General features: G+C 53.6%; 15 protein-coding genes and 1 pseudogene. 12 read left to right on the forward strand and 4 right to left on the reverse strand.

The window, feature by feature from the left end:
* Window positions 1-10: 10 nt before the first annotated feature.
* The gene (gene traD / locus ACP7BE_RS22600) at window positions 11-2,167 is read left to right on the forward strand and encodes a type IV conjugative transfer system coupling protein TraD (RefSeq protein ID WP_426107352.1); all 2,157 of its coding nucleotides are present in this window, start codon (window positions 11-13) and stop codon (window positions 2,165-2,167) included.
* Window positions 2,168-2,172: 5 nt separating this feature from the next.
* Window positions 2,173-2,927: pseudogene (locus tag ACP7BE_RS22605) on the forward strand (TIGR03747 family integrating conjugative element membrane protein).
* A gap of 37 nt (window positions 2,928-2,964) precedes the next feature.
* Here ACP7BE_RS22605 and ACP7BE_RS22610 read toward each other — a convergent pair.
* Window positions 2,965-3,999, reverse strand: coding sequence for a sensor histidine kinase (locus tag ACP7BE_RS22610; RefSeq protein ID WP_426107354.1), 1,035 nt, complete (start codon window positions 3,997-3,999; stop codon window positions 2,965-2,967).
* A gap of 9 nt (window positions 4,000-4,008) precedes the next feature.
* The gene (locus ACP7BE_RS22615; protein WP_426107356.1) at window positions 4,009-4,689 is read right to left on the reverse strand and encodes a response regulator transcription factor; all 681 of its coding nucleotides are present in this window, start codon (window positions 4,687-4,689) and stop codon (window positions 4,009-4,011) included.
* 562 nt (window positions 4,690-5,251) lie between these two features.
* Here ACP7BE_RS22615 and ACP7BE_RS22620 point away from each other — a divergent pair.
* Genes ACP7BE_RS22620 through ACP7BE_RS22665 form a run of 10 tightly spaced genes read left to right on the forward strand, consistent with a single transcriptional unit; the run spans window position 5,252 to window position 13,027 of the window.
* Complete coding sequence (locus ACP7BE_RS22620; protein WP_426107378.1) at window positions 5,252-5,566, forward strand: RAQPRD family integrative conjugative element protein; 315 nt, start codon at window positions 5,252-5,254, stop codon at window positions 5,564-5,566.
* On the forward strand, window positions 5,563-5,802 hold the full coding sequence (locus ACP7BE_RS22625) for a TIGR03758 family integrating conjugative element protein (protein WP_240881833.1): 240 nt from the start codon (window positions 5,563-5,565) through the stop codon (window positions 5,800-5,802). The genes ACP7BE_RS22620 and ACP7BE_RS22625 overlap by 4 nt, the downstream gene beginning before the upstream one ends.
* A gap of 18 nt (window positions 5,803-5,820) precedes the next feature.
* Window positions 5,821-6,159, forward strand: a complete 339-nt coding sequence (locus ACP7BE_RS22630; protein WP_314486809.1) for a TIGR03745 family integrating conjugative element membrane protein — start codon at window positions 5,821-5,823, stop codon at window positions 6,157-6,159.
* Between the two features lie 12 nt (window positions 6,160-6,171).
* On the forward strand, window positions 6,172-6,552 hold the full coding sequence (locus ACP7BE_RS22635) for a TIGR03750 family conjugal transfer protein (protein WP_426107359.1): 381 nt from the start codon (window positions 6,172-6,174) through the stop codon (window positions 6,550-6,552).
* Window positions 6,549-7,205: a PFL_4703 family integrating conjugative element protein gene (locus tag ACP7BE_RS22640; protein WP_426107361.1), complete on the forward strand. Its 657-nt coding sequence runs from the start codon at window positions 6,549-6,551 to the stop codon at window positions 7,203-7,205. Before ACP7BE_RS22635 ends, ACP7BE_RS22640 begins: the two co-directional genes overlap by 4 nt.
* Window positions 7,202-8,080 (forward strand): TIGR03749 family integrating conjugative element protein, encoded by an 879-nt coding sequence (locus ACP7BE_RS22645; protein WP_426107363.1) that lies wholly within the window; start codon window positions 7,202-7,204, stop codon window positions 8,078-8,080. Before ACP7BE_RS22640 ends, ACP7BE_RS22645 begins: the two co-directional genes overlap by 4 nt.
* Complete coding sequence (locus ACP7BE_RS22650; RefSeq protein WP_426107365.1) at window positions 8,070-9,548, forward strand: TIGR03752 family integrating conjugative element protein; 1,479 nt, start codon at window positions 8,070-8,072, stop codon at window positions 9,546-9,548. Before ACP7BE_RS22645 ends, ACP7BE_RS22650 begins: the two co-directional genes overlap by 11 nt.
* Window positions 9,526-9,930: a TIGR03751 family conjugal transfer lipoprotein gene (locus tag ACP7BE_RS22655; protein WP_240881821.1), complete on the forward strand. Its 405-nt coding sequence runs from the start codon at window positions 9,526-9,528 to the stop codon at window positions 9,928-9,930. Before ACP7BE_RS22650 ends, ACP7BE_RS22655 begins: the two co-directional genes overlap by 23 nt.
* Window positions 9,930-12,851, forward strand: coding sequence for a conjugative transfer ATPase (locus ACP7BE_RS22660; RefSeq protein WP_426107367.1), 2,922 nt, complete (start codon window positions 9,930-9,932; stop codon window positions 12,849-12,851). The genes ACP7BE_RS22655 and ACP7BE_RS22660 overlap by 1 nt, the downstream gene beginning before the upstream one ends.
* On the forward strand, window positions 12,848-13,027 hold the full coding sequence (locus tag ACP7BE_RS22665) for a hypothetical protein (RefSeq protein WP_426107380.1): 180 nt from the start codon (window positions 12,848-12,850) through the stop codon (window positions 13,025-13,027). Before ACP7BE_RS22660 ends, ACP7BE_RS22665 begins: the two co-directional genes overlap by 4 nt.
* A gap of 264 nt (window positions 13,028-13,291) precedes the next feature.
* On the opposite strand, the gene ACP7BE_RS22670 is transcribed toward ACP7BE_RS22665, so the two are convergent.
* Together ACP7BE_RS22670 and ACP7BE_RS22675 are read right to left on the reverse strand one after the other, a co-directional pair.
* Window positions 13,292-14,713: a TolC family outer membrane protein gene (locus tag ACP7BE_RS22670; protein WP_426107369.1), complete on the reverse strand. Its 1,422-nt coding sequence runs from the start codon at window positions 14,711-14,713 to the stop codon at window positions 13,292-13,294.
* Window positions 14,714-14,894: 181 nt separating this feature from the next.
* Window positions 14,895-16,193, reverse strand: a 1,299-nt coding sequence (locus ACP7BE_RS22675) for a calcium-binding protein (protein ID WP_426107371.1), incomplete at its 5' end; no start/stop codon positions are given.

The following is a 16,193-nucleotide window of genomic DNA, read 5'->3' on the forward strand; positions in this document are numbered from 1 at the left end:
GACTCAAATCATGACCAGCACCTACACCATCGAATCGTTACTGCGACCCGCAGTCGAGCTGTACACAGTCCTGGTGTGTGTCGCCGCAGCCTTGCTATGCGTTTTCGCGCCCTGGGCCTTTGCCCTGACTCCGTTGTTCGGGGCAGTCGCTGCTACAGGTTTTATAGCCCTTGGCTTTGTGCGCCTGCGACAGGCATGGGTGGTGTTACGTTACCGCCGCAATATCCGCCGCCTGCCCCACTACACCATGACCAGCAAGGATATTCCGGTCAGCAACGAGCGTCTGTTTATCGGCAAAGGCTTTCGCTGGACGCAAAAACATACCCAGCGCCTGATGGACACCTATCTGCCCAAATACGCCGAGTATGTTGAGCCAACTTCGATTTACAGGTCGGCACGCCGCCTGGAAGAGCGGCTGGAGTTCGCGCCTTTTCCGCTCAAGATGCTCAGCAAAGTCACAACCTGGAATATCGCTTTGAACCCGGCCCGGCCACTCCCTCCCGTAGGTGGATTGCCGCGTTTGCATGGCATAGAACCGCACGAGGGCGACGTCAGCTTGCCGCTGGGAGAACGGGTTGGCCACTCACTGGTACTGGGCACAACGCGGGTGGGCAAGACTCGTCTTGCCGAGCTGTTTATCACTCAGGACATACGTCGAACCCGGCGTCACCGAACTCAGCATCTTGATCGCGAGGTCGTGATCGTCTTCGACCCCAAGGGTGATGCCGACCTGTTAAAGCGCATGTACCTTGAATGCAAACGCGCAGGCCGACTCGATGAGTTCTACGTCTTTCATCTGGGCTGGCCTGACTACTCGGCCCGCTACAACGCGGTGGGTCGTTTTGGTCGGATCTCAGAAGTGGCCACGCGCATTGCCGGTCAACTGTCGGGGGAAGGCAACTCCGCTGCGTTTCGCGAGTTCGCCTGGCGTTTCGTCAATATCATCGCCCGTGCCCTGGTAGCACTCGGCCGTCGTCCCAACTACGAACAGATCCTCAAGCATGTGATCAATATCGATGCCTTGTTCATAGAGTACGCACAAAGCTACTTCGCGCAACATGATCCCAAAGCCTGGCAAACCATCGTCGAGGTCGAGGGCAAGATCGATCGCAAAAACCTCAGCTTCGCCATGAAAGATCGCCCGCTGCGTGTGGTCGCTCTGGATATGTACCTGACCCAAAAACGCATCTCTGACCCGGTCATGGATGGACTGCGCTCGGCAGTGCGCTACGACAAAACCTACTTCGACAAGATCGTCGCCAGTCTGCTGCCACTGCTGGAAAAACTCACCACCGGCCGTATCGCAGAGCTGCTGTCACCCGACTATATGGACCTTGAAGACCCACGCCCGATCTTCGACTGGATGCAGGTCATCCGTAAACGAGCGGTTGTGTATGTGGGACTGGATGCCCTGTCGGATACCGAAGTGGCCGCCGCCGTGGGCAACTCTATGTTCAGCGACCTGGTGTCAGTCGCCGGGCATATCTACAAATTCGGCATCGATGACGGCCTGCCCGGCGCCAGCAGCGGCAAGGTCGCAATCAATGTGCATGCCGATGAATTCAACGAACTGATGGGCGACGAATTTATCCCGATGATCAACAAGGGCGGTGGTGCCGGCATGCAAGTCACCGCCTATACCCAGACCATGAGCGATATCGAAGCCAAAATCGGCAGTCGGGCCAAGGCAGGCCAGGTGATCGGCAACTTCAACAACCTCTTTATGTTACGTGTTCGCGAAACCGCCACTGCCGAACTGCTGACCAACCAATTACCCAAGGTCCAGGTGTTCACCAGCACAACCGCCAGCAGCGCCAATGATGCGATCAATGGCAACGCCGCCTTCACTTCCAACACCCACGACCAGATCCAGAGCGTCAGCGTGCCAATGATCGAGCCCGCCCATGTGGTAAGCCTGCCCAAGGGGCAATGCTTTGCCCTGATCGAGGGCGGCAATCTGTGGAAAATTCGTATGCCATTACCGGCGAGCGACCCGGACGAAGTCATGCCCAAGGACCTGCAGGCCCTGGCCGAAGGAATGCGCAAAGGCTCAGTGGACAGTAGCGACTGGTGGCAGGCTCCCGGTTATCAAACGTTGAGCGAGTCATTACCGGAAGATCTGGTGGATGACTTTCGCCAGATGGCCAATGAAGGTCATAAGGTTTAAACCTGATGGCCGACATCGCAGAAAAAGCCCAACAGCAGCAGGAAGGGCAAAAAACCTTTCTCGGCATTCTGATCGCAACGCCCTTCCACTTTCTGGGAGTGATGTTTGGCTCGTTGCTGGCTGCCATCGTCATCGAATGGATATGCCTGTATCTGTTCTGGCCAGAGGCTGGCTGGCGACATGCGCAACAGATGTTTGAATACGAGTTGAGCTGGTTGTCCCAGGAATTGATCCATAGCGTCGTAATCAAAGAACCGGGCCGCACGGCAACCTGGTTGGCCCAAAGGGTCTATGACTGGCTGATGGTGAAAACCGGCTGCTGGACAGCATCAATGCCCTGAGCCAGTACGCTCGCACCACTTCGCCACAGCAGATCGTCAATTTCGACCTGCGCTACGAAACAGGCCGGGTGGTGATCAAGCTTCAGGACTATGGATTGGCAGCGCTGTATACAGTGCTCACCTTCTGCGTGCGGATGGTCATTTTGACGATGACCATCCCGCTGTTTTTACTGGCAGGGTTTACAGGGCTGGTCGACGGGTTGGTTCGGCGTGACCTGCGCAAATTTGGTTCGGGGCGGGAGTCGAGTTATCTGTATCACAAGGCTCGGGGGGCGATTATTCCGCTGACGATCGTGCCCTGGACGGTGTATTTGGCTATGCCTGTCAGTGTTAGTCCGTTGTTGGTTTTGTGGCCATGTGCGGTGATGATAGGGGTGGCAGTACATGTAACAGTGTCGAGCTTCAAAAAATATCTCTAACACTATCACATGCGCTAGGAACACGAGCAAAAAGCAACTAATGAAATACCACCTTAAATACATTATCCTGATACAAAACATCTTGAATCGTACTAAATGGCTTGGCCGTACTAAAGTCCGGAAAAACTTGCAAAACAGCATTATTGTATGACAACAACTCTTTGACTCTCGCCAAACCTATGCCACTCCCCGACTTCATGATTTTCTTAGAGTAATGCCCCGAGTAACCTTCGTCAAAAATCCTGTCTATTTCATCCTGCCGTATCTGAAGACTGTTCATTGAAAATACTATCTGAATTTTCCCATCATCCCCCCTACTAATCCCAACATCAAGAACAGTTTTATGCTTAATATACTTAACAGCATTTTCTACAATATGATAAAGAGCAACTTGAAACGTTTCATAATCACAATCTATAAACTCAGTACTCTCTGCGACATTAACCAGAACTTCTTTATCTGTAAAGTCTGGAAAAAAAACATAAAAGACATTCATGAGCACTCGATGAACAGAGTGTCTTTTCATCACAGGCGCTGCATTCCCATTCGACAAAGAGTCATAAACAGAAATTTCAACCTTCATTTTAAGGCTGTTTTTAGCGATCCTAACCAAGGACAAAGAAGCATCATAGCAATCACTTTCGACACACTCAGTAACGCGCTTTATCCATCCTCCACGTTTCTTATCCTCCATGACTTCTTGAGGAATAATAGAGTAAACCTCTTGAAGATTATGAGCATTCAAAGTCACGAGATTATGAATCATTCGATTCGCTTGAGTTTTGGCCTCATTCGAAACTAATTGATGTATACGTTTTAGCTCACCCATGCAGCCAAATAAAAACTCGATCTGCCGCGCAAACAACCTAGTGCTTTTTATCAAGTCCAACTCTGAAGTTGCAACATGCAAAACAACCCCATCCCTAACATAAGCACCAAGCCTCCACTCAACCCCGCCCACTCTAACCTTTTTGCTTGTATCTGAAAGACCTTCGAACAGTGATGAAACGTCCAGAGGCAAAATATCACAGATATAATTCCCTTCTTTATCTATAACCTTATAAAAACTCATAACTTCCCTTTAAGAATACTGTTCTACCATCATTTGAAATTGATATGGATCTGCATCTTTCGGCAACGAATCATCAACTTCCCGCAAGGCTTTGTGAAAGCGATCCCCTGTTTGTTCAGCGGAGTATATTATTACCTTTTTCTCAGGGTACTTTTTCTTTAAAGCAGATGCGAGCCCTAAACCTTGTTCCGAAAAACCCAGCTCGATACCAACCCCTTGAATATCAACAAAAATTATATCTGCTTGATAGACATCAATCTGATCAAGGCTTTCAACATCCTTAATCAACTTGGTGTGCAGCCAGCCTGACTTTTGCAGTATCTTCACAAGCTTAAACTTTATCTCATCATCAATAAAAAGAATCCTTGTAGTACCTTTCTTAGAATCTAACGACAAGTTTCCAACTTCGCCCTCACTTGAAGAAGCAGGGCCTGAATGACTCCGACTATCGGCAGTAACTATATTAACTGAAACAGTAGCTTGAGAGTTACTTGCTCCATTGCCAACTTTATTTATCTGACTATTTTCAGCGCTGCTTGCATCTGAGAAGGAGTTATCGGCCTCTTTAACAATCATTGGAGCCGGTGATTTATTTTTTTTCAAAGCCAAAATATAGAAAAAATATGATCCACCCACACCTCCAAACGCCCAAAGAAAAAATTCACTGATAGTTATACTCGCCAATTCCATAGTGCGCTCCTTTTAAATGGAGGCATTATGCCATTATTTATCAAGAGCTCAAGAATCATTTCTCGAGCTTGCAAAATATCCAAAAAAAACAGTAACGAATCTCATTCCCACTTGAATGTTATGCTAAATAATCGAAGTCTCAACCATTGGGACTCATGCTGCCCAGCAACCTAACTACAAGCCCGTATAGGCCCAACCAATCGTTCAAGCTTTTGCGATGCTTCACCTAAAAGAAAAATTAAAAAAGGCATGCTGTACGTGCCATTTTTTAAATGCTTACCTTGGATTTGGCGCAGTCGCAGAGGACACGAACTTCCTTAAAGCCCTGATCAAAATGCGTCGTCATGCTCAGAATCTATTCATGGAAAGGGAGAAGAAAATTCTCACATCGTATTCCATAACACTGGAAAAAAAGGGCGGAATCGTCCCTAAGAAATCCCTCCCCCCTAAATATTCTTTTCTTGCGGCAATCCCCCACTGAACTCGGCAAGCTGGTACCTACACGAACAACCAGAGCCCAGCCGTGATCCAGTACCTGCGTCTCACACCACTCACTTACCGCATGCCCCTTGCGTGCCTTATCGCACTGGCTGGATTCACCCTGCCGATCGCCCATGCATCAGCCACCTCTGCCTCCGAACAATCCAACCTGGCCATCATGATCCGCCAGCTGAACACCCTGGAAGACACAGCCCAGCGCAGTGCCCAACTCACCGATGAACCCGGCAAACGCTACTACTTCGACTATCCGCGCCTGACCCGGGATATCGAGCGCATCCGCCTGGGCCTGGAAAACTACCTGACGCCCAGTCGAGCCCAGCCTCGCGACCCGGTCGAGCTTTCGGGCAGTTACTCAACCGAAGGACGCAAGCCATGAGCATGAGTGGCGTTCAAGCCTCTGCCTTTCAGGCGGCTGGAGGGTTCCCGCCTTCGGCCAGTTATCTGCTGTTCGTTGGCTTCACCGTGGCGATCAGCTTTTTGTGGGGTGCTTGGGCGATCTGGAGCTGCTACCGGGGCTGGGCCACCGGCAATCTGGATCGGTCCGTCGCGGCACCCTCTGTGATCCGCATTCTGCTGCTCTGCATGATTCTCACTGCTTTCGTTCTTAGCTGACCGCTTTGGAGTTTCGCCATGTTTCGACTTTCAAAAACACGCTGTATCGCGACGAGTGCATTCGCGTTGCCCGGTTTGGCCATGGCAGGGCTTCCAACTGCTCAGGCGCCTTCTCGTGGCGAGGGCTCGAACCTGATTCAGACCATGCAGAACTACGCCTATGACGGCTTTCTTCTACTTGGACTGATCATTTGCGCCGTGGTGTTTTGCGGTGTGGCCTGGCATGCCTTCGGCACTTATCACGAGATTCAGCTCGGCAAGAAGAAGTGGATGGACCTGGGAGCGACCGCCGCGGTGGGTGTTGCGATTCTCGGGGTTGCCATCTTCCTGGTAACCAAGGCAACCGCCATCCTTTAACGAGTACGGGCTATGACCGAGCTATTTGATGACGGCACGCTGATGTTTCTTCCGGGCAGGCTGAACAGCCAGCCCGTGATCATGGGAGGTCTGACTGCCGACGAGATGTGGACCACATTGCTGGTCTGTAGCGTAACGGGACTGTTGGCTGGCATTCCCGCCGCAATTCTGACCCAAATCTGGGCACTGATTATTGCTGGAGCAATGGTCGGCGGGGTGCTGGGACTGGCTATCGCCAGCCGGATCTTGCGCCGCATGAAGCGCGGACGCCCGGGCACCTGGCTGTACCGCCAGATGCAGTTGGCGATTGCCCGGCATATCCCGACCTGGAACAGCGCACGCCTGATCACGCGCTCCGGTGCATGGACCTGCCGTCACTCGGAGGCGCCATGACCTACCGCAAGCGCGTGGATGCCCAACAGGCCCATATCAAAAGCCTGCGCCTGGTGATAGGCCTGCTGATCGCACTCGGCCTGTATATGGCGTATGGCTGGCAAAGCGCCCCCCGCGATCTGACCATTCATGTTCCGCCTGACCTGCGCTCGGGCAGCACGCGGCCGTGGTGGGATGTGCCGCCAGAGTCGGTGTATGCCTTTGGCCTCTATATCTTCCAGCAGATGAACCGCTGGCCCTCGAACGGTGAGACCGATTACGAGGACAACATCATCCGCTTGAGCGGCTACCTGACGCCGAGCTGCAAAGCCTATTTGCAGCGGGACTTCGAACTGCGCCGCAACAGCGGTGAACTGCGCAAACGCGAACGCGGGGTGTTCGAGATTCCCGGGCGTGGCATCGACAACCAGCAAGAGCCACATGTTCAGCAACACAGCATCAATGACTGGACCGTAAACCTGGATATCACCGCCGATGAGCATTACGGCGGCGAGCGGGTGAAACGAGCATTTGCACGCTACCCCCTGCATATCATTCGCTCCGATGTTGATCCCGAAAAGAACCCCTTCGGCCTGGCCTGGGACTGCTACAGCGGTAATCCGCAGCGAATAGAGGTCGCCGCAGAACCCATCAGGGCAGGAGATAAAGGATGAAGCGCCTTCTGCTGCTCGCTGCGCTGGTTGCGTGCAATTTCGCTCATGCCGTGGAGATTCAGCGCTGGGAGCGTATTCCGCTGGCCTTGCCATTGGTCGTCGGGCAGGAGCGTATCGTCTTCGTTGATCAAAATGTGCGGGTGGGCCTGCCCCGTCATATGGTCGACAAGCTGCGTGTGCAAAGTACAGGTGGCACCCTGTATTTGCTGGCCAAGGAGCCCATTGAGCCGACCCGCCTGCAACTGCAAAACATGAGTACCGGCGAGATCATGCTGGTGGATATCATCGCGACACCCAGCAAGGCGAACCAGCCAGCCCTCGAGCCAATTAAAATCGTGGCCGGTGAGAACTTGGCGGTGCGTTATGGTCAGCCCTCCCCCAAGGCTGAAGACTCTAAAGCTGCCAACCGATCGACCGAGAATATTAGCGACGCCGCAGCGCCAGCCCAGCGTGAAACACCGCTGCCAGTGGTGATGACACGCTATGCCGCGCAGATGCTGTATGCCCCCTTGCGCACAGTTGAAACCGTACCAGGCATTGCCCAGGTCAATCTCAAACGCAATATGGATCTCACCACCCTGCTACCCACCCGGCCTGTCGAGGCCAGAGCCTTGGGGGCATGGCGACTGGAGGATTTATGGGTCACGGCCGTCAAGCTGCGCAATACCGGCAGCCAACCTGTGACTTTGGACCCGCGTGAATTAATGGGCGACTTTGTCACCGCCACTTTCCAGCATCCCTATCTCGGCGCCAAAGGCAATTCCAGCGACACCACGACTGTCTATCTGGTAACCCGTGGCCACGGCCTGCCCGAGTCGGTACTGCCCGTGACTATTGGGCAGATCGATCCGAAAGGAGCGCGCCGTGAAGAATAATCCGCTGATCAAGTTTCTGGTTATCCCGTTCGTGATCGTCGCGGTTATCGTCATGGCCAAGCTGTTTAGCGGCGGCAGCTCTCAGCAGGACGCTCAAGATGCAGGCATCCTCTCCCTCAATTCAAACGAAGCGAAAAAACTCGGAGTCGACGGCGATACCCCCGGCGACACGCTGCGCACCATAGTTGCCGAAAGTCGCCAGCTCAAAGATCAGGTCAGCAATGCCCTGCAGAACAATGACGCACTAAAACAACAGAATGCCGAGCTGCAAAAGCGCCTGCAAAGCATCGATCAAAATATCGCGACCACCCTGCAAAACGCCAAGGACACCCTCAAGCAAGAGTCGCAACAGCAGAGCCAGACCTTCCTGGATACGATGCAACAGCAGTACAACACCCTGAGCAACAAACCGAGCGCAAGCAGCCCCACCGGATCTGACTTGCCGATTGGCTTTGGCATTCAGCCCGGGGATGGCCAGCACTTCAAGGGAGCACCGGAGCTGGACCTAGTGTGGATAAATCCGCAAGACGCCACGCCCGTCGATATCAACGGTAAACCCATTGCCGCAGGCTCCAATCAGACCGCTAACGGCTTCAACTTCCCGACCTCATTTGGCGAAACCCTGGATCGCGGCCAGCATGCCCTGAACCTCGGTGCACAGGCCGTGGCGAATGAAGTCGCCCCGCAGGACGCTCGCAAGCAGGTGCGCAAGGTCTATACCCTGCCGCAAAACTCGACTTTGATGGGCTCGGTGGCCATGTCCGCATTGATTGGGCGGGTGCCCATAGACGGCACCGTCAATGACCCCTACCCGTTCAAGGTGCTGATCGGCCCGGACAATCTCACCGCCAACGGTATCGACTTGCCCGATGTCGCCGGGGCGGTGGCCAGCGGAACTGCGTCCGGGGACTGGACCTTATCTTGCGTGCGCGGGCAGATCAAAAGCCTGACCTTCGTGTTCAACGACGGCACTGTCCGCACCTTACCCGCGCCGTCTGAGGAAGCAACAAGCAACTCAAACAGCAATAACGGCAACCAATCCACCATTCAAGGCGGGCTGGGCTGGATCAGCGATGACCACGGCATCCCCTGCATCAGCGGCGAGCGCAAAAGCAATGCCTCGCAGTACATCGGTTCGCAGGTGTTGATCACCGCTGCCGGCGCGGGCGCCGCCTCTCTTATCAAGTCGGATGGCGGTAGCTCATTCGTCAACACCCAGACCGGAACGGTGGGCAGCGTCGGCATGTCCGGCAGCGAAGCCATGAGCAAGATCATCGGCTCAGGCGTCAACGATATCTCCAGTTGGGTGAACAAGCTCTATGGTCAGGCCTTCGCCGCCGTATATGTGCAGCCCGGGGCCAAAGTCGTGGTGCATCTGGACCAGCAGTTGACCATCGATTACGAACTCAAGGGCCGCAAGGTCGACTACCGCTCAGGGGGGCGCCATGTCTCGACGTCGCTGGACTAAACACTCTGTCGTTTTGACCCTGACACTGCTGACTTCAGCCTGCTCCACCAGCAAGGACGAGCTGCTACCCCACGGCAAGCAGACGATGATGGATGTTTGGCAGCAAGGCACCAGCGCCAGCAACCGTCAATTGATAGACGCACGCCAGGCCCTGCGCCGACCGTTTGAGTCCGGGCCGGTCGATCAAACCACCTTTACCCGCACAGCGCAAAACGAGATCTACAGCCAGTTCAAGCGCCTGCCCAATCCCGACCTGGTGATGTACGTCTTCCCGCATTTGGCCGGCTCAGACCCGGCGCCGATACCGGGCTACTCAACGGTGTTCCCGCTGTATCAGCGCGTGCAATACGCCATGCCCGGTGAGCGCACGGAGGACTATTAATGGGACTTTGGCAACGTTTTAAAGCACGCCAACGATCAGAGCCTGACCTTGATCACACTCAAACATCAGAAGCTTTCGAGGCCGCTACCGATTGCTACTTCGAACGCTTGGCCGCGCAAGGCGTTCCCTCCCCAGAGGACTGGCGCAATCCCAAACAGAAACCGGCCACCACCGCCGACGTCGCCCGCCTGTACGACGTCAACGCTTCCTTCGTCGACCTGCTGCCCTGGGTCGACTACTTGCCGGCAGAGCAAGCCATGCTGCTGGAGGACGGCGTATCCCGCGCGGCTTTCTTCGAGCTGACACCCATTGGCACCGAGGGTCGCGACCCTGACTGGTTGCGCAAAGTCCGCGATGCGCTGGAAAACGCGCTGCAGGACTCCTTCGACGAACTGGAAACCTCGCCCTGGGTGGTTCAGCTCTACGCCCAGGACGAAACCAATTGGGATGATTATCTGCAGCACCTGCACGACTACATCCAGCCCCGGGCCAAAGGCACCGCCTTCACCGAGCTGTATCTGCAACTGATGAAACTACATCTGGCGGCCATCTCCAAACCTGGCGGCCTGTTCGAGGACACCACGGTCAGCCAATTGCCCTGGCGGGGCCAGCAACGCCGTGTGCGACTGGTCGTCTATCGCCGTATCCAGAGCGCAGACCTGGACGTACGTGGCCAAGCCCCCGGCCCATATCTGAAAATCATCTGCGATCGACTGACTGGAGGCCTGGCCAATGCAGGTATCAAAAGCCATCGCATGGATGGCCACGCCATCCGCCACTGGCTGATCCACTGGTTCAACCCTCGGCCCGACCACCTTGGGCCAGCAGATGCCGATATCCGCCGTTTCTATGAACTGGTCTGCCAGCAGATGCCTGCCCCGTGCGAAGGCGAATTACCCCTGGCCAGCGGCACCGATTTCTCGCAGAACCTGTGCTACCGCGAGCCAGTGTCGAGTACCGACAAAGGCCTGTGGTACTTCGACGGCCTGCCCCATCGCGTGGTGATGCTCGATCGACTGCGCGAAGCGCCCAAGACCGGCCACCTCACCGGCGAAACCCGCAAAGGCGGCGATGCCCTCAATGCCCTGTTCGACAAAATGCCAGAGGACACCCTCCTCTGCATAACCCTGGTCATCACCCCGCAGGACACTCTGGAAAGTCATCTGGAAAAGCTGTCCCGCAAAGCCGTCGGCGATACCCAGGCCTCGATCCTGACCCGCGAAGACGTCAACACAGCCCGCCAACTGCTCGGCCGCAAACACAAACTCTACCGGGGCAGCGTGGCGTTTTACCTGCGCGGCCGCGATCACGCACAACTGCATGAGCGCAGCCTGCAACTGAGCACCGCCCTGCTTGGCGCCGGAATGGAGCCGGTTGAGCCCCGTGATGAAGTAGCGCCCCTGAACACCTACCTGCGCTGGTTACCGGGCAACTTCGACCCCAACCAACGCCGTGCGCTGGACTGGTACACCCAACTGATGTTCGCCCAGCATATCGCCAACCTGGCGCCGGTCTGGGGCCGCTCCACCGGTACCGGCCACCCCGGCATCACCCTGTTCAACCGCGGCGGCGCGCCCCTGACCTTCGACCCGCTAAACCGGCTCGATCGGCAGATGAATGCTCACCTGTTTGTGTTCGGCCCGACCGGTGCCGGCAAATCGGCGACCCTGTGTAACCTGATCAGCCAACTGATAGCGGTGTACCGGCCACGCCTCTTTATCGTGGAAGCTGGCAACAGCTTCGGCTTGACCGGCGATCTGGCAAAACGCCTGGGCTTGACCGTCAACCGAATCAAATTGAGCCCCGGCTCAGGCGTCAGCCTGGCGCCCTTTGCCGATGCCATCCGGCTGGTACAAAGCACAGACAATCTCAAAATCGTTGGCCCCGACGACGTGGAGACCTCCGACGCCCATACCAGCAGCCAGGACGAACAGCGCGACATCCTCGGAGAACTGGAAATCGCCGCACGCCTGATGATCACCGGCGGTGAAGCAAAGGAAGAAGAACGCCTGACCCGCGCCGATCGCAGCGCCATTCGCCACGGCATCCTCGCCGCAGCCAGAACCTGCGCCAGCACAGGCCGGCCGGTACTGACACAGGACATCCGTGATGCCCTCAAAATCGCCGCCCAGGACGCAGACGCGCCTGAGACCCGGCGCAACCGCATGCAAGAAATGGCCGAAGCCATGGACATATTCTGCATGGGCAGCGATGGCGACATCTTCAACCGCGAAGGCACGCCCTGGCCTGAAGCCGACATCACCATCGTCGACCTGGCCACCTATGCCCTGGAGGGCTACAACGCCCAATTGTCGATCGCCTATATCTCGCTACTGAACACCATCAACAACCTGGCCGAACGCGACCAATACAAGGGCCGGCCCATCGTCAAACTGACGGACGAAGGCCACATCATCACCAAAAACCCGCTGCTCTCCCCCTATGTGGTGAAGATCACCAAAATGTGGCGAAAGCTCGGCGCATGGTTCTGGCTGGCCACGCAAAACATCGACGACCTGCCCCCGGCGGCGGCACCGATGTTGAACATGATCGAGTGGTGGATCTGCCTGAACATGCCGCCGGACGAAGTTGAAAAAATCTCCCGATTCCGCGAACTGACACCCGCGCAAAAAGCCTTGATGCTCTCGGCGCGCAAAGAAAGCGGCAAATACACCGAAGGCGTCCTGCTCTCCAAGAGCATGGAAGTGCTATTCCGTGCGGTACCGCCCAGCCTGTACCTGGCGCTGGCCATGACCGAGTCGGAAGAAAAGAAAGAACGCTACGACATCATGCAAAGCCAGGGAGTCAGCGAACTCGATGCCGCGATCCAGGTCGCCGCCCGTATCGACCGCTTGCGCGGAATCGAACCTCACGTCATTACCTTCCTCGAACCCATCACGGCCTTGGAGCCTCCGGTATGAGAACGCTAAATAGCCTGACCCAGAACTTGATAGAAAGCCTGACCCTCTTGCTGCAACAACCAGGGAAAGATGCGCTGCAGACCCTGGAGGTTTGCGCGCCGGTGCTGGTTGAGCAGTTGCAGGAGGTGTTGGTGCGGGCGGTGGATCGGGGCGGGAGGTTGAGGTTCAACTGCTAGCGACCTTATAGGCTTGACTGATAGCATATCCGCAGTCATCAGAAACTAAGGAAGAGCCATTTGTATAACTATATGAAGCCATCTATATATCCACAAAAATATGACTACATAAACCCCAAACAACCTCCTCTCTCAAATACCAGACTTAAGCTCACTAAAAAATATGTAAAATGCGCATATACCAAAACCACTGAAACATGCAAACCGGCAAAAACCCAACACTCTCAACCAAATACTTTCAACCAGATCAAAATCTCACATCAACTAATGAAAGTCCGCACCCCCTAACTCCGAAGGCAGGAAATCACGACGAGGCTCATAGTCGCGCTTTAGATACCGAGCCAAACTATAGAGATCCTCCGCCCCCAAACTTCCTGCAACCTTCTTCAAACGCAAATCATTAAGAACATAGTCATACCTGGCATTATTATAATCACGAACCGCTTTAAAAAGCCGACGCTGTGCATTCAATACATCAACAGTGTTTCGGGTTCCTATATCAGCCCCAACCTTAGAGGCTTTCAATGAGGCCTGACTTGAAAGAATATATTTTTTTCGAGCAGAAATTTGTTCGATATCAGAATTAACTGCTCTATAATAATTTCGGGTATTAAAAACCACATCACGCCGCTGAGTCTCATTAAGCTCCTCATTCTGTATGAGCCTCTGATATGACTCACGGGCCTGAGAAGTCATTCGCCCGCCGGTGTAAATAGGTAAATTCACCTGAAGAGCAATTGAGCTCTGAGCAACATTACCTTGATACCCACCTGTCCCAAAATCAGTAGGATTACTATAGCCAAAGCTATCGTTATCCCCTTTCCTATATGACGCCACAGCTTCCAATGTTGGAACATAAGCTGATCGCCGCTGATTGAATGTTTCTGCTGCCACTTCAACCGCTCGCTCACTGGCTAGCAATGTCAAATTTTGTCTAACAGCAGCGTCTACCCATAGTTTTGCATCTCGAGGAGCAGGAGGCAAAATTGGAAGTTGATGCTCGATACCTTCTATACTACTGTAATCACAGTTGGTGAGTCGCTCCAATTGCTCAAACCCATCATACACTTTACGTTCGGCGAGCTTGCGATTAGCGTGTACGTTATCAAAAGCCGCTTGAGCATCCAACACATCAGTGATACTGGACAATCCGCCTTTAAGTTTAGCCTGTGCTTGGTCCATTTGTTTTTTAAACGAAATCTCCTCTACATTAGTAGCCGCTAAATCATCAGAGGCTCGTAAAACCTCAAAATAGACTTCTGCAGTCCTGAGTACTAAGTCCTGCTCTTTCACAGATAAATCAATCCAACTCTGAGCAGAAGATGCTTGCGCTGCCTTTAATGCAAACCAAAGCTCAGCATTGAATAAAGTCTGCTTTAGATTGGCTTGATAAGTCATACCACTTCGCACCCGAGTTAATTGGGGCGAATCTCGTTCTAGACGGATAGACTCAAAAGTTGCATTACTAGAAATCGCAGGAAGAAGATTAGCTCGAGCTTGAGGCACTGCTTCTTGCTGGGCTTTAAACTCAGCTCTTGCTGCTGCAAGTTCGGAATTCTGAAGCACTGCCTCTTGATAAACCGAACTTAATTCAGCGCGACTTGAAGAATGCTGACACTTGTCAAATGCGTAACAAATATTCGATACCATAAAAACCAAAAAAAAAGCACAACATTTCGAACTCATCAATGAATCCTTTCAAATAGCCCAAAACCCAAAAACACTTCAAACCTCAGAAAAGCATATAACAACAATCATAAAATAACAACATGCAGCCAACGAAAAAATGAATCATTATACACACTTAACAAGCAACTCTACACGCCGCACACTTCAGGGGTCACCCCCTGAAGCTAACAGATATTTACTATTGTAAATTCACTGCAATAATCGAGTCTTCAGGGTTACGCGAAACAGATATAATACTTACTTCACCACCAGCTGATGAGCCGAACGCAGCCATGGCACTTATCAACCCATCAAGCGCATTGGCATATAAAGCAGTACTTGAACCTTCGACAAAATCAATCTGCGGTACGAGTTCAACATTCATGCCTCCACGACGACTTTGATCATCGCCCCCTTCTACGAGACTATCTTCGCCTCGAGCACCGTCAAAACTGCTGAGATACTGAAGATCAATATCATCGAGCTTCAATTCCTCACGCCCACCTGAATCTGAGGGATTAGCATTAGTTAAAGTATATTCCCCATCAAATCTAGAGTTATTATTGCTATCTAAATAACCATCCACAGTTACAGCCTTGGAAGCTTTGACTACAGCAGAGCTTGCCATCAACCCGACCTCAGAACTATTCAAGCGAACTCCGTCTGAAAACTCAAACCGTTCGACTTTATAACGACCATCGGCCGTATCGAACCACCTATCGATCGTGATGCTGTCCAGACCGTTTTGATGACTCAGTACCAGTTGCGTACCGGCGCGACTGATCGTGAGATCACTTGCCAGGATACCGGCACCGAACTTCACGACATCCGTATCAGCGTTGAAGCTGGAGTCGTCAAAAATAAGGTCCTTGCCATCGCCCAGGTTGAACAGGTAGGTATCAGAACCCGAGCCTCCACGCAGCGTATCGTTACCAGTACCACCTATGAGTGTGTCATTGCCGGTACCGCCGGTCAGCCGATCATTACCGGCGCCCCCGGACAGGGTCTGACTGTAACTGGTACTGAGCGCTGTCAGAACATCATCACCCTCACTCCCGACTTGCGTCAGGAAGGGAGTCGTAAGTGCACTGCTGTTCCAAACCGTTCCATCCGCAAACTCAAACCGTTCGATTTTGTATCGACCATCAGCCGTATCGAACCACCTATCGATCGTGATGCTGTCCAGACCGTTTTGATGACTCAGTACCAGTTGAGTACCGGCGCGACTGATCGTGAGATCACTTGCCAGGATACCGGCACCGAACTTCACGACATCCGTATCAGCGTTGAAGCTGGAGTCGTCAAAAATAAGGTCCTTGCCATCGCCCAGGTTGAACAGGTAGGTATCAGAACCCGAGCCTCCACGCAGCGTATCGTTGCCAGTACCACCTATGAGTGTGTCATTGCCGGTACCGCCGGTCAGCCGATCATTACCGGCGCCCCCGGACAGGGTCTGACTGTAACTGGTACTGAGCGCTGTCAGAACATCATCACCCTC

This window comes from Pseudomonas sp. TWR1-1-3, assembly GCF_049896805.1.
Classification (GTDB): Bacteria; Pseudomonadota; Gammaproteobacteria; order Pseudomonadales; family Pseudomonadaceae; genus Aquipseudomonas; species Aquipseudomonas bubulae.